This is a genomic window from Fibrisoma limi BUZ 3, assembly GCF_000296815.2.
Lineage (GTDB): Bacteria > Bacteroidota > Bacteroidia > Cytophagales > Spirosomataceae > Fibrisoma > Fibrisoma limi.
The window spans coordinates 1560853-1575264 of sequence record NZ_CAIT01000009.1 but is presented as its reverse complement, the minus strand read 5'-3'; the positions used below and the strand labels follow the sequence as shown (position 1 = coordinate 1575264).

Genomic DNA, 14412 nt, shown 5'->3' with positions numbered 1-14412 from the left:
GTAAAGGTTTTCGGCTTTCAAACATCTGACCGTATTTACCATGTTGTAGCAGGAGACCATGGAGTGCGCATTATGAACGACGAGTTTTTATATCTACGCATTACTGAAATAAGGGCCGAAACGCCGGATGCTAAAAGCTACTGGCTCGAACCGGTTGACGGACGGAGGGTTCCATACCGGGCCGGGCAGTTTCTGACCCTGATTATCGAACATGGGGGCCATGAGGTCCGGCGGTCATACTCGCTTAGTTCAGCGCCCGACGTTGATCAGCAGCTCCGGCTGACCATCAAACGGATTACCAACGGTGAGATTTCCCGCCATTTGCTGGATACGCTTCAGGTGGGCGATGTACTGACCAGTTTGCCCCCCGCCGGTCGCTTTACGATCGACTCAAACCAACCGGGCGACCTCTTGCTGCTTGGGGCCGGAAGTGGCATTACGCCCTTGTTTTCTATTCTGAAACATTCATTACACGTGGAGCCTGGCCGACGCATAACGCTACTGTATAGCAGTTCCAACGAACGTAACGTCATTTTCCGCGACGAACTTGACGACCTGCAACGGCAATTCCCCGGTCGTTTTCGATTACTGTATCTGCTTAGTAATCCAGCCGACGACTGGCATCGACTACGTGGAAGCGTTCAGCCGGGGCGGCTGAACAATATGATGCTGGAACGCCTGCTGCCTACCCTGGCCGGCCCCGATCTGAATACAGTCCGCTGCTACGTCTGCGGACCAGCCGATTACATGCGCATGGTGCAGTTTACGCTGGTATTCAGTGGTCTTTCGCCAGAACAGATTCGACGGGAGAATTTTGTGATCGACCAGGTTGTACAAACGCCCCCACCGGCCCTTGCCGTTGATCGCACGGTGTTACTCCGGTTCCGTGGACGGGAAATTGACATACAGGTTCCGGCCTATAAGTCGATTCTTCAGGCGGCTCTGGATGAGGGGGTTTCTCTGCCGTATAGCTGTAAAGGCGGCCGGTGTTCTACCTGTGCGGCCCGTTGTCTTTCTGGCAGCGTGCACATGACCATCAACGACGTACTGACGGACAAAGACCTTCGCGACGGCTGGATATTAACCTGCACCGGCTACCCGGAAAGCGATGGAGTCATAGTGGAGATTTAGGGGAGGATGATCTCCGTCCAGGTCTGACGGTACGTCTGACCGTCTTGACTGTCTAGTAACCAAATGGTCAGACGTACCGTCAGACCTGGACAGCGACCTTTTTCCTTTTCTCCCCTTTGTTTCTCCTCCCTTTTCTCCTTTTTACCCCACCTTCGTTTTCAGAAACTCAATCACAACGTCTAATCCTTTCTGATAATGGACATTGTTGGGAATGACAATGTCGGCTTCGGCGCGGTAGGGCTTGATATACCGCTTGTACGTTGGCTTAACGTGGTATTTCCACCGGTACATTACATCGTCGAGATCATAGCCACGCTCTTCGGCGTCGCGCCTGACTCGTCGTTCAAGCTTGATGCTATTCTTGGCATCGATGAAAATTTTCAGGTCCATCTGGTCGGCCAGCTCGCGAAAGTGGAATACGAAAATACCCTCCACAACAATGATCGGAGCCGGGTGGAAGGTTAGAATCTGGGGAACAACGTTCGGGTTGTTGAATGTGTATTCGATCTGCTCCACAACATGGCCTTCCCGCAGTTGATGGATGTGTTCGGCGTAGCGATGGTGGTCAATTGTTTCGGGGAGATCAAAATTATGGACACCCTGATCATCGACGGCGATTTCGTGAAGCGGGCGGTAATAGTTATCCTGGGAAATCAGGCAAACATCGTTCGCTGAAAACGCACTGAGCAACCCACGAAGGAACGATGTTTTGCCGGAGGCACTGCCGCCGGTAATACCGACGATAAACGGTTTTATGGTCATAACAGGTGCGAATTTACGGCAAAAGGCAGTTGGAAGAGAGAACGCAGGGAGTGTATACTTTTTTGTTCGATTGTTAAAGTCTCATATTCTTGTGACTTTGATGGGTGTAGGTACGCTATACTCATCGTATGCAGGTGAATTTTAGTCCACACTGCAACCCTTTCAGGTCGTAGTAGGTCGATTATAAAACGTTGGTGTTATAGAGGAGAATACGGCCGATGAAAAAGCGCGTACGTAGGTTGTTTACGTCCAAACATTCACCAATAAAATCAGATTGTATTCGTTAAAAGTAAGACCCGTCAGGATTTGCTTATCTTGGCGGCAAAGTACTGTTTACCCTTCACGTAAGTTATATGAGAATCAATACGTCGTCTGTGCTGCTGGTGGCGTTAGGCTTAGCCACCGGGCTGGCGGGCTGTAACTCAGCCATGCAGGCGTATAAAAAAGGTGTCCGGCACTACGACGCCGGGGAGTACAACCTGGCCATTCCGCAATTCGAAAAGGCTCGGAAGGGTAATATCGATGCGGCCAAGCTGAATTATTACGAAGCCGAAGCATACCGCCTGTCGAACCGATTTGCCGAAGCCGCTCCGTTGTATCAGAAAGCCATCGAAGCCGGTACGCAGGAACCAAACGCTCGTTTCAACTACGCTTACGCTCTGAAATCGCAGGGGAATTATGCCGGGGCATTGGAGCAACTCCAGCAGTTTGTCGCGAAGGCTCCCAAAACGACCGGTAAAGCCACCCTCGAAAAAGCAAAACGTGAGGTCGAAACCTTACGGGCTATGGATATCCTTGCCCGTAAAAAGACCCAGATTAACCTGAAAAATATGGGGAACCTCAACTCGCCGGGGGCGGAGTTTGCGCCCATTGTGCGAGGAGATGAACTGATCTTCACGGCTTCGCGGAAAGACAAAGTCTACAAGAACAATGGTCAGCAGATGCTGGGTTTGTACAAGACCAAACTCAATCAAAAGCTTGACGAAACCGGTAACGCCCCCGAACGGTTCAGCGCCAATATTTTCAAGGAAGACGTTAACGAGGGAACGCCCGCTTTTTCGAAAGATGGCAAGACGATGATTCTGGCGCGGGGTAACAACGGCAAGCGTAAGGGCGGGCTGGATGTGGATCTGTTCATTAGCCGGCTTGGCGAAGGAAATAGCTGGAGCGAGCCGCAGCGACTGCCGATCAGCGACTCAACCGCCTGGGATGGTTCGCCGGCGTTTTCGGCCGATGGTAAAACTCTGTACTTTGCCTCTAACCGGGCCGGTGGGCAGGGCGGTATTGATCTGTACCGGACCAGTATCGACGCATCGGGCCGTTTTAGCCGTCCCGTAAATATGGGGCGCGACATCAATACCCCCGGCGACGAGATGTTTCCGTACGTCAGCGCCGATGCCAAGCTGTATTTTGCATCTGATGGGCATCCGGGTCTTGGTAAGCTGGATGTTTTTGTGGCAACCCGCTCAGGGGGCGTAACGCGGGTCGAGAATATGGGCCAGCCAATCAACTCACCCGCCGATGACTTTGGCCTGGTCTTTACCGAGCCCGACAAAGGATTCCTGGCGTCGAATCGGGAAGGCGGCAAGGGCGACGACGATATTTACTTCTTCGAGGAAGGGACAACCACCGAAGCACCGCCGACCATTGCCCAGAATGCACCCAAAACCGTTCGCTACTTTCTGGCCGGAACCGTATCGGCCAATGAGCAGCCGGTTGCGCCACTCGACTCGGCGCGCGTTCGGATCATCGATGATGCTACTGGTCAGCCGATCGCGGAGGTGGTGACGGGTCAGCCCGGTACGTTCGGCAAGTACCCGCTGCAGGAAGGTAAAGATTATACCATTCTGGCGGAACGTAAAGGCTATCTGACGCGCCGGGAACCGTTCACAATGCAGGGAAAGAGTATTCCGGAAGTGTTCCTGACCAAGCCCCAGACCGACACGACATTTAACGTAGCAATCCTGCTGGACAAGGCAACACTGAACCGAACATTCGTGCTGGAAAACATTTACTACGATCTGGATAAATACAACATCCGTCCGGATGCAGCCGAAGAACTGGATAAGCTGGTAACGATCCTGAAAGATAACCCGACGCTGAAAATTGAGCTAAGTTCGCACACAGACGTACGGGCACCGGATGCCTACAACATGCGTCTGTCGCAGAACCGGGCTAAGGCGGCCGTTGATTACATTGTATCGAAGGGAATCGATCCGAGCCGCATGGTTGCCAAGGGCTACGGCGAGACCGTGCTGGTGGTGAAAAACGCCAAAACTGAAGAGGAACACCAGCGCAACCGCCGGACGGAGTTCAAGATTCTGTCGCTGTAGGCTGATTGCTACACAGGCCATGGATTTGTGTAATCCACGGCCTTCCTGCTCAGTATCTTATTACAAACATTACCCAAACCCGTTTGTTGAATACGTATCAATAAACGGGTTTTTTATGGGTAACGATAACGATAAACTCAGACAGTTTCTCGTCGTCTTCAGCATCGTGTCGCTGATTGTGATGAACTACCTGTCCAATGCAGGGGTGTTTGGTGGCCAAACCAACGGCGAGGTTTCCGACAAGTACCATACGCTTATCACCCCGGCTGGTTATGCCTTTGCAATCTGGGGGCTTATTTTCCTGGGTTTACTGGCCTTTGCGGTGTATCAGGCCTTGCCGTCGCAGCGGACGAACCCGCGTTTTCAGGCCATCGGACCGTGGGTGATCCTGAATGCCTTCTGCAACGCCATCTGGAGCCCCCTGTTCAACAATGAGCAGATTGGGTTGGCGCTGCTGGTTATTCTCGTTATGCTGTTCTCACTCATCGTCATTGAGCAGAAACTGCTGGCCCGCCACCACGTACCGGTTGTCGCGCCGGACCTGGATGCGTCGCTACCCGAATCGTACGTATCAGCCACGGAAACCTGGCTGGCTCGGGTTCCCTTCTCGATTTACTTTGGCTGGCTCACGGTAGCAACGATTCTGAACGTAGCGGTGTATCTGGAAGCGACCGAGTTTGACCTGTTTGGACTGAATGAGGCCGAATGGGGCGTGATTATTCTGGTTGTAGGGCTGGTTATTGGCGCGTTCGTGTTTAATCGATTCCGGAGCCTGTCTTACATTCTGGTGTTTGCCTGGGCTTATGTTGCTATAGCGGTGGAACAGGAGGGGAATGAGCGCATTCCGCTGTTCGCCATAGCGGGGGCAGTCGGAGCTGTTCTGCTGGCCATATCGGGTATTATCACCCGCAAGCCGCCGGTAATGGAACTGGAAGTTCGGCATTAATACAGGTAGATAAAAGGTGCCTGCGCCAAACATCTTTTGGAATTTCGTGCGCTTTTAAACGAATTGTTTGGTAACTTTCACGGTTAGATTGGCATTGTTGCCTGTGTTCATACGCCGTGGAGACTCAAGCGATACCTTACTACGACAATCTACCCGACTTCCTGAAGGTAGTTAAGTCCATTGAAGCCACGAATCGTTGCTTTGTTATCTACCCGTTCGAACAGTTTGGCGGGCCGGGGGAGGTAATTCCACCATTTCGTAGTAATACGTATGTGGCGGCTTTGGTTACCGAAGGCAGCGGGACAATTCATCTCGATGGATTGCCGTATGCAGTCAACCCCGGTACGCTATACTTTTTACGACCCTGGACGCTCCGATCGCTGCGTAAGGACGATCAATGGCACGGGTATGTTTTAATGTTTACGCCAGAGTTTGTGTCCAGGCGGTCGGTGCTGACCGATCCAATGCGAGAGCATCCGTTTTACCGGCGGGGAGCCCATCCACTCATTCAGATTGAACCCGTTGATACACACCGGTTAGCCATTCTGTTTGAACAGCTACGTACGGAGTTCGTCAATCCTGAACTCCAGAAAGCAGAACGACACGACCTGCTTTATCATCTGCTCCAGGTACTGCTGATCAAGAGCCGTACCATTTACCAGCAGGCGCTTTCGGCTACCAACCACGCGCATCCGGTGTCGTTAGTCGAAAGCTTCCAGACATTGATTCAGACGTATTATCTGGGAAATGGCCGTACGTTGCCCACGGTACATGCCATTGCTCAGCAATTGCACATCCATCCGCATTATCTGAGCGACATCCTGAAAAAATATACCGGCAAGACGGCTTTACAACACATCCGGGACCGTACTATTCTGGAAGCGCAGACCCTACTGCGAAACACCAACCTGACGGTAGCGGAAATTGGTTACCAGCTTCACTTCGACGATCCTTCCAATTTTACCAAATTCTTTAAACACCTGACGGGTGTTACCCCCCGGGCGTACCGTGAGCAGGAACAGGGGCTGACCGTAACTGTGTGAGGTTGAGTACCTGAGCACAACTTAATCTATTAATAATGGTATTTTTACCTGCGAGAGAATAGAGCGTCTGCATTTTTTACCAGTGAAACTGCGAAACATACCTGTTGTGGCGGTCGGCACCCGGTTATTTTTGTTTGTTTAATACGGCATTGTCTTACGCTGGATCACTGTCAGGGCTGACTTTGCTGCAACGCTTTCGGCGAGTATGTGGATAGTACGTTTAGCTCTCGAGAAGAAATATACCATTGCGGTGATGGCCCTGCTGATCCTGATCATGGGGGGCGTATCGGTCACACAGATGCCGACCGACATTTTTCCGCGGATTAACATTCCGGTTGTTTCGGTTCTCTGGGGGTACAACGGCCTGTCGACAAACGAAATGGAGAAGATGGTTACCAACTTCTCCGAAACATCGCTGATCAATAACGTAGCCGATATTCAGCGTGTCGAATCACAAACGTACAATGGCACGTCGTCCATCCGGATTTATTTTCACCCGACGGTTAAAATTGAAGAGGCCATTGCGCAGGTGACGGCTATTTCGCAGACCATTCTGGTTCGAATGCCCCCCGGCACGCAGCCTCCGCTGATCGTTCGCTACAACGCCACCGACGTACCTGTGCTACAGTTAGGTCTCTCCTCCGACAGCCTTACTGAACCGCAGATCACCGATTATTCCACTACGCGCATTCGGCCGCAGATATCGACCGTACCGGGCAGCCGGCTGTCGCAGGCATTTGGCGGAAAAACCCGCCAGATTATGGTCGATCTGGAACCGGACCAACTGGTTGCTTATGGTGTCACGCCGGAAGAAGTGCTGAACGCAGTATCGGCCCAGAACCTTACGCTGCCCACCGGTAGCCTGCGCGTGGCCGAACGGGAATACAATGTCCGCCTGAACAGTAAACCGGATGTTATCACAACGCTGAACGACATACCGATCAAAAGCGTGGGTGGTACGGTTGTCCACATGCGCGACGTAGCCAACGTGCACGACGGGGCTGCCGTGCAGGCTAACGTAGTGAAGCAGGACGGCAGCCGGGGCGTTTTGCTGAGTATCGTAAAAACCGGTAGTGCCTCTACGACACAGATTGTCGATCGGATTCGAAACCAGATTCTGCCTACCATCCGCGCAGCCGCTCCATCGAATCTCCGAATTCAGGAACTCTTCGATCAGTCGGTGTTTGTGCGGGCGTCGATTCAGGGCGTGTTGGTCGAAGGGCTCATTGCGGCCCTGCTCACGGCGGCCATGATTCTGCTTTTCTTAGGCAGTTGGCGGAGTACGTTGATTGTTGCCGTTTCCATTCCACTGTCAATTCTGACGTCGATTTGTGTCCTGTATTTCATGGGCGAAACGCTCAACATCATGACCCTGGGCGGATTAGCGCTGGCTATCGGTATCCTCGTCGACGACGCAACGGTAACCATTGAAAATATTCACCGGAACGAGGAGCTGGGCATGCCGTTACGGACGGCTATTCTGGAAGGAGCGCATCAGATCGCTACGCCAACTCTGGTTTCGACACTGACCATCTGTATTGTATTTACGTCGGTCTTGTTCCTCGAAGGGCCGGCCCGCTTCCTGTTCGGGCCGCTGGCGCTCTCGGTAGTGTTTGCCATGCTGGCGTCGTATGTGCTGTCGCGGACGCTCGTGCCGATGATGGCCGACCTGATGCTTCGTAATGAAGGGCACGGGGCGAAGGACGGGGGGCACGATGCGCTTACCTCTACTGCGCGTCCTTCGTTTTATGACCGCTTCAATGCTGGATTTGAGCGTTTCCAGGCCCGGTACATGCGGGCGCTGAATTGGACGTTGTCTAACCGGAAACTGGTATTTGTAATCTTTCTCGGCGTTGTAGCGTTCACGGGCGCCATGTTGCCTTTTATCGGTCGCGATTTCTTTCCAAAAGTTGATGCGGGCCAGATTAAGCTGCACCTGCGGGCTCCAGCCGGCTCGCGACTGGAAGAAACCGAACGCATTGCCGCCTTAACATCAGAAATCGTGCGTGATGTAATTCCCGTCGAAGAAGTTGGTTCGGTGATTAGCAACATTGGTCTGACCTCTGAGCGGTACAACTTCATCTTTACTGATAATTCAACTGCCGGGGTGGCTGACGCCGAATTGTTGATCTCTCTGACAGAAGAGCGCTCCCGTCCTACGAACGACTACATTCGGGAACTACGCAATCGACTGCAGGAAGAAATGCCCGAGGTGACGTACTTCTTCCAGCCCGCCGACATCGTCAGTCAGATTCTGAACTTTGGCCTGACTTCGTCCATCGATGTGCAGGTCAGTGGCTTCGACCGGGCTAACAACCTGCGGGTAGCGCGTGAACTACGGCAGCGAATTGCGCAGATACCGGGTGCGGTTGACGTACACCTGCATCAGGTGCTCGACGCACCGGAACTGTTTCTGGATATTGATCGTGAACGAGCTAACCAGTTCGGATTGACCGAACAACGGGTGGCGACGAACATGAACATTTCGCTCAGCGGTACCGGGCAAACGCGGCCGAACTTCTGGCCCGACCCGGTAACGGGTTTTCCCTACCTGATTGTCGTGCAGACGCCACCCTATAAGCTTGATTCGTACGACAAACTGCTCCGAATTCCCGTAGCGGCCAATCAACAGGCGGTTCCTCAACTGCTGAGCAATGTAACAACCATCAAGCGCACGGCCGCGCCGGTGATCATTAACCGGGTGAATACGCAACCAGCCTACGATGTGTACGCGGCCGTTGAAGGTACGGACCTCGGATCGGTAGCCGATGAACTGAACAAGCTGGCTAAAGAGTACGAAAGCCAACTGAAGCCCGGTAATAAAATCGCCATTCGGGGGCAGGTTGAAAGTATGGAGAGCGCCTTCAACCGGCTGGGTATCGGTATCATCTTCGCGGCTGTGCTGGTGTATCTGCTGATGGTGGTCAATTTCCAGTCGTTCCGCTATCCGTTTATCATCATTACGGCGTTGCCGGGTGCCCTTTGCGGCATGGTCTGGATGCTGTTCCTGACGCATACTACGTTCAGCATTCCGTCGCTGATGGGCGCAATTATGAGTGTGGGGGTGGCTACGGCCAACAGCATTCTGATGGTAAGTTTTGCCAAGGATCATTTGCCCGAAGTAGGAGGGAATGCGCTCGAAGCGGCTCTGGAGGCAGGACGTACCCGCTTGCGCCCGATCCTGATGACGGCCATCGCGATGGTGATTGGTATGTTGCCGATGTCGCTGGGCCTGGGTGAAGGTGGTGAGCAGAACGCGCCCCTGGGCCGGGCTGTGATTGGGGGGTTGTTGCTGGCTACGTTCACAACGCTACTGTTCGTGCCGGTTGTGTTCAGCTACCTCGCTAAGTATAAAGGGGAGAAACCGCAAACCCAGCCAGCAAACGCATAAAGCTATGTCTAATGAGTTTGTGTACCATATCGTCTCGGCCGTCGACTGGGCTAACTGGGCGGATAAGCCGACCTACGAAGCAGCCAGCCTGAGATCAGAAGGGTTCATTCACCTATCGACGGACAAACAGGTGGCCGGTGTTCTGGAGCGGTATTATCAGGGAGTTCCCGACTTACTGCTGATACAGATTGACCCAGCCCGACTGACGCACGAATTGACGTACGAAGTATCGACGAATAATGACCATTTTCCGCACCTCTACGGCCCCTTGGATAAAGACGCCGTTGTGAGCGTGGAAGCAATACGATAACTGCTTATCAAGCACCTGTATGAAATCGCTCAGAATACTTATTCCGGTAGCTTTACTGATTGCGCTGTTTGTCTTTGTCGGTGTATTGCCCCGGATTAAAAACACGCAGGAGTTGAAGGCAGCCGCCGACCGGGAAGCCAATCGGGAGCCGGTGGTCAATGCCGTACCGTTGAAACAGGCCTCGGATACGACCGCGTTGACCTTACCGGGCCAGATACGTCCGTATCGTGAAACGCCCCTGTATGCCCGTACCCAGGGATTCCTGCGCCGGTGGTATGTGGACATTGGCACCAACGTTCGCCAGGGACAACTGCTTGCTACCATCGACGTACCGGAACTTGACCAGGATATTGCCCGAGCTCAGGCCGATCAGCAACTGGCCGAAGCCAACCTCAATCGTTTAGAAAGCGTAACGCTGCCGGGTGCGGTAGCCAAACAGGACATAGATACCCGCCGTTCGGCCGTTACGGTCTCGCAGGCGAATCTGCGTCGCTTGCAGGCTTTAAAGGCTTTGCAGCAGATTCATGCGCCGTTCAGTGGCGTTGTCACGAACCGGAACGTGGATATTGGCGCACTAGTATCGCCGGGCAGTGGACAACCGTTGTTTACGATTGCGAAACTGGATACGCTACGGGTGTTTGTCGATGTACCACAAACGTACTTCCGGTACGTGAAAGTTGGGCTGCCAGCCCAGGTCACTATTCCCGAATTGCAGAACCAGACACTTAAGGGGCGGGTGGTCCGGACATCAGGGGCGTTGCGTAGTGATTCGCGGACCCTACTGGCCGAGGTTGCCATCCCCAACCGGGGTGGGGCGTTGCCGTCGGGTCTCTACGGACAGGTAAAATTTGACATGATTGCAGCTAACGCACCTGTGCTTGTCCCTGCCAATGCCTTGCAGATCACACCCCAGGGCCCCCGTGTGGTAGTGGTCGATCCAAACCAGACCGTGCGTTTTCAACCCGTTACGCTTGGGCGTGATTACGGTACTACGATCGAAGTCATCAGTGGCCTCACAGGGCAGGAGCGGGTTATAACCAACCCCAATGATCGTCTGCGCGACGGGCAACGGGTGCGGTTGCGCAAGGCAGGTAGCGAAAAAAATATTGCGCAGCGGTAAGTGCGGTTTCTGTTAGTCTGTTTTCGGTTTATACACGTGCGAACAAGCTATTTATTCTGCTTAACGGTCTATCTTTCAATTGGTGAGTTGTCGGCGCAAACAATGCCGCAGAACACCAGCGGGGGGGCGGTTACCCTTGGCAACAATCCATCGGTAGTAAATCCTTCGCCAGCCCCGACCGGGGGGAATGCAACAGTGCCGGGGCAGGCGGCAGCCGTAAATGGAGTTAATCCTATTCCGTCGACCCCCGATCTGATTCAGGCCGGTATCAGCCGCTTTGGTGATCCCACGCTCGAATCGTTGGTCAGGCAGGGGCTGGACAATAGCCCCAACCTGCGCACGGCCGTAAGTCGTATTGAGGAGGGGCGCATTCGCCTGCAGGTAGCTCAGTCGTATCTGTTGCCATCGGTACGGAGCAGTGCACTCGTCACAACGCAAAGCTTGTCGGAGCATCGGCCCATTGCCATTCCGACGGCCGCCGACCGATTGCCCCGGTTCCAGTTAAATACGTTTCAACTGCTGCCGATTGATGCCAGCTACGAAATTGACCTGTTCCGACGGATTCGCAGCTCGATTGCCGTGGCTTCGTTGCAGATACAGGCATCTGAAACCGACTACCGAACCCTACGGCTGATCCTGGCATCGGACATTGCCCGATTTTATTACCTCATTCGGGGCAACGACGCTGAACAGGCTGTTTTCCAACGTAACATCCGGTCGCGCGATACGACCATTGCCATTATCCGCGAACGCTTTCGGGCGGGCTTAATCAATCAGATTGATGTCCAGCGGGCCGAAACTGATTATGCCAATCTACAGGTTCAGCTACGTGGACTACAACGCGTCCGGACTGAACTGGTAAACGGCCTGGCGCAACTTTGTGCACAGGACCCGGCTGCATTTCAGCTTGCATCCGGAACACTACCGGCTACGTTACCAACGCTGTCGTACAACAATGTCCCCGCCGAACTGCTTCGTCGCCGACCCGATTTACAGCAATTTGAGAAACAAACGGAGATTGCGCAAGCCCAAATACAGGTGTTGCAGGCTACTACGTTACCACGCGTAACGGTGGTTGGCTCGGGCGGATTACTTTCGGGGCAGATTGGTCCGTGGATTACGCCCAGTAGTGCAACGTACCTGGTGGGTGTAAATGCCTCGGTGCCGCTTTACGAAGGCCACCGGAATCGCCAGAATGTAGCGCTTTCCAGACAGCAGGTACAAACTAATCAGCAAGCTTACCAGCAGGCCTTGCAGGTGGCCCAGCGCGAAGCCGAAACGGCACTGGATAACCTCAGTATGTTGCGGCAGCAGATTGAGCAACAAAGCGAAGCCCTGACCCTGGCCCGCCGGACGGAGCAATACAATCGGGAACTGTATGTCCGTGGGCTCACTACGTACCTCGAAGTACTGGACGCGCAACGGACAGTGCTGATTTCTGAGCAACAACTGGTGCAACTCCGTAGTCAGGAAGCTCAGTATGTGGTAGCCTTGCTCAAATCGCTTGGGGGGGACTTTTGATTTATGAAATCTCTGTTATTATATACATTTTGTTTGCTGACATTCCGCTGGTTGCGTAATTTGGGCACTGGGCTTTGCCCTGCCTAAGAAACTGGTAGAAATCCAAACTTTTCTGGTAATTTCGGGGTAGGAGTAATGCAACTTTAGTGCAATAACCCCCCAATCAAGTCAGTGTGTCAATGAACCATACGTATGTAGTAATCATGGCGGGTGGCGTAGGAACGCGCTTCTGGCCATTTAGCCGCTCAAATTATCCAAAGCAGTTCCACGATGTGTTAGGCACCGGCCGAACATTACTTCAGCAAACAGCCGATCGGTTCGACGGTATCTGCCCTCCCGAAAATATATTTATCGTTACCAGCGATAAGTACCGCGAGTTGTGCAAGCAGCAGTTGCCGCAGCTTTCGTACGAACAAATTCTGTGTGAGCCGATAGCCCGTAATACCGCTCCCTGTATTGCCTATGCCTGCTACAAAATTGCCCAGCGCGATCCGCAGGCCAACGTCGTGGTAGCGCCCGCCGATCATATCATCCTGAAGGAAGAAGAGTTTCAGCGCACTATCCAAACAGCTTTAGACGCTACTCAGGGCACGGATATCCTGGTAACTCTGGGCATTCAGCCCAGCCGCCCTGACACGGGCTACGGCTATATCCAGTACGTACCCGATGCGGATAGCCCGGTCAAAAAGGTGAAAACATTCACCGAAAAGCCGCATCTTGAACTGGCTCAGCAATTCATTGAAAGTGGCGAGTTCGTCTGGAATGCCGGAATCTTCGTCTGGAATGCGCAGTCTATCATCAAGGCGTTTGAAGAATATCTGCCTGAAATAGCCGAGATTTTTGCCGAGGGAAAGGATGTCTATTATACCGACCAGGAACAGGCTTTTGTTGATAAGGCGTATTCGCACAGCAAAAGTATTTCCATCGACAACGGCGTAATGGAGCGGGCAGATAACGTACACGTTGTGCTGAGCGATTTTGGCTGGTCAGATCTGGGCACCTGGAAGTCGTTGTATGAGGTGTCGGATAAAAACGATGATCTGAACGTAATCGACGGGCATATCATGCTGTACGACACCCGCAACTGTATCATCAAAACACCGAAAGACCGGCTCGTGGTGGTCAATGGACTCGATGGGTACATTGTGGCCGAGTATGACAACGTGCTGATGATCTGCCGCAAGGAAGAAGAGCAGAAAGTGAAGGCGTTCGTGGCCGATGCGAAAGAGCGCGGTGCTGAATTTGTGTAAGAAAATTTCGCAAATGTCGTTTTGTTAGTCGATAGCCTGCGTTGCGTTTTATACCGACGCAGGCTATCGACTACTTATTTTGTCAACCTATCCTCTTTGATCGTGCAAAGGCACCTTCTGGCATATAGCTGGCTACTGGTAGTAGCGGGTTTCGTTATCGGTTGTAGCAGCGACCCCACTGCCTCCTTTTCAACGGGCCCCGGTGACCCACGCGTGGTGGGTACGTGGCGGCTGGCCGAGCGGGGCTTTTTCCAGGACTCTGTGTACTCTATCCGGGTCGATACCGTCAGCTACAATCGGGATACTACCTTCTACGTTACCCGGCGATACCCGACAACGAACCCGCAGACCCTGACGTTTGAAGCCGATGGTAAATTGACCGCTGAAGGTAATGAGGTTTCGTATTACCGGCCAATCAGTAACTATCGCGTTGATCCTGATGCCCTTCGGCCTGATTCTGACACACTTCGGCTTAACCTGTTTATCTCAACCAACGGCGCCAATGTTCGCTTTCAGCAGGCGTTGCGCGTCCGGCAGGATTCAATGCTGATTATTCCGCCCTGCAATAGCTGTTATCTTAAGTTCGTACGGGCGCGATAAACCAC

General features: G+C 53.1%; 11 protein-coding genes. 10 read left to right on the top strand and 1 reads right to left on the bottom strand.

Features of this window, described 5'->3' with window-relative positions:
• The first annotated feature begins 72 nt into the window (after nt 1–72).
• Entirely contained in the window at nt 73–1131 is a 1059-nt protein-coding gene (locus BN8_RS26290) for a 2Fe-2S iron-sulfur cluster-binding protein (protein ID WP_009284990.1), read from the top strand.
• Between the two features lie 141 nt (nt 1132–1272).
• Here the strand turns inward: BN8_RS26290 and udk are convergent, their stop codons facing one another.
• Nucleotides 1273–1893 (bottom strand): uridine kinase, encoded by a 621-nt coding sequence (gene udk / locus BN8_RS26285; RefSeq protein ID WP_009284989.1) that lies wholly within the window; start codon nt 1891–1893, stop codon nt 1273–1275.
• A 353-nt stretch (nt 1894–2246) separates the two neighbouring features.
• Between udk and BN8_RS26280 the strand changes: the two genes are divergently transcribed.
• From BN8_RS26280 to BN8_RS26240, 9 genes are all read left to right on the top strand, one after another.
• Nucleotides 2247–4226, top strand: coding sequence for a CHU_0125 family OmpA-like outer membrane integrity protein (locus BN8_RS26280; RefSeq protein WP_009284988.1), 1980 nt, complete (start codon nt 2247–2249; stop codon nt 4224–4226).
• Between the two features lie 115 nt (nt 4227–4341).
• Nucleotides 4342–5172 (top strand): TspO/MBR family protein, encoded by an 831-nt coding sequence (locus BN8_RS26275; RefSeq protein WP_009284987.1) that lies wholly within the window; start codon nt 4342–4344, stop codon nt 5170–5172.
• 116 nt (nt 5173–5288) lie between these two features.
• Entirely contained in the window at nt 5289–6215 is a 927-nt protein-coding gene (locus tag BN8_RS26270; protein ID WP_009284986.1) for an AraC family transcriptional regulator, read from the top strand.
• Between the two features lie 205 nt (nt 6216–6420).
• Nucleotides 6421–9606 (top strand): efflux RND transporter permease subunit, encoded by a 3186-nt coding sequence (locus tag BN8_RS26265; protein ID WP_009284985.1) that lies wholly within the window; start codon nt 6421–6423, stop codon nt 9604–9606.
• 4 nt (nt 9607–9610) lie between these two features.
• Complete coding sequence (locus BN8_RS26260; RefSeq protein ID WP_009284984.1) at nt 9611–9916, top strand: DUF952 domain-containing protein; 306 nt, start codon at nt 9611–9613, stop codon at nt 9914–9916.
• A gap of 19 nt (nt 9917–9935) precedes the next feature.
• Complete coding sequence (locus BN8_RS26255; protein ID WP_009284983.1) at nt 9936–11036, top strand: efflux RND transporter periplasmic adaptor subunit; 1101 nt, start codon at nt 9936–9938, stop codon at nt 11034–11036.
• Nucleotides 11037–11138: 102 nt separating this feature from the next.
• Nucleotides 11139–12557, top strand: a complete 1419-nt coding sequence (locus BN8_RS26250; protein ID WP_009284982.1) for an efflux transporter outer membrane subunit — start codon at nt 11139–11141, stop codon at nt 12555–12557.
• Between the two features lie 179 nt (nt 12558–12736).
• Nucleotides 12737–13807 (top strand): mannose-1-phosphate guanylyltransferase, encoded by a 1071-nt coding sequence (locus tag BN8_RS26245; protein ID WP_009284981.1) that lies wholly within the window; start codon nt 12737–12739, stop codon nt 13805–13807.
• A 102-nt stretch (nt 13808–13909) separates the two neighbouring features.
• Nucleotides 13910–14407, top strand: a complete 498-nt coding sequence (locus BN8_RS26240) for a hypothetical protein (RefSeq protein WP_144051809.1) — start codon at nt 13910–13912, stop codon at nt 14405–14407.
• The last annotated feature ends 5 nt before the right edge of the window (nt 14408–14412 follow it).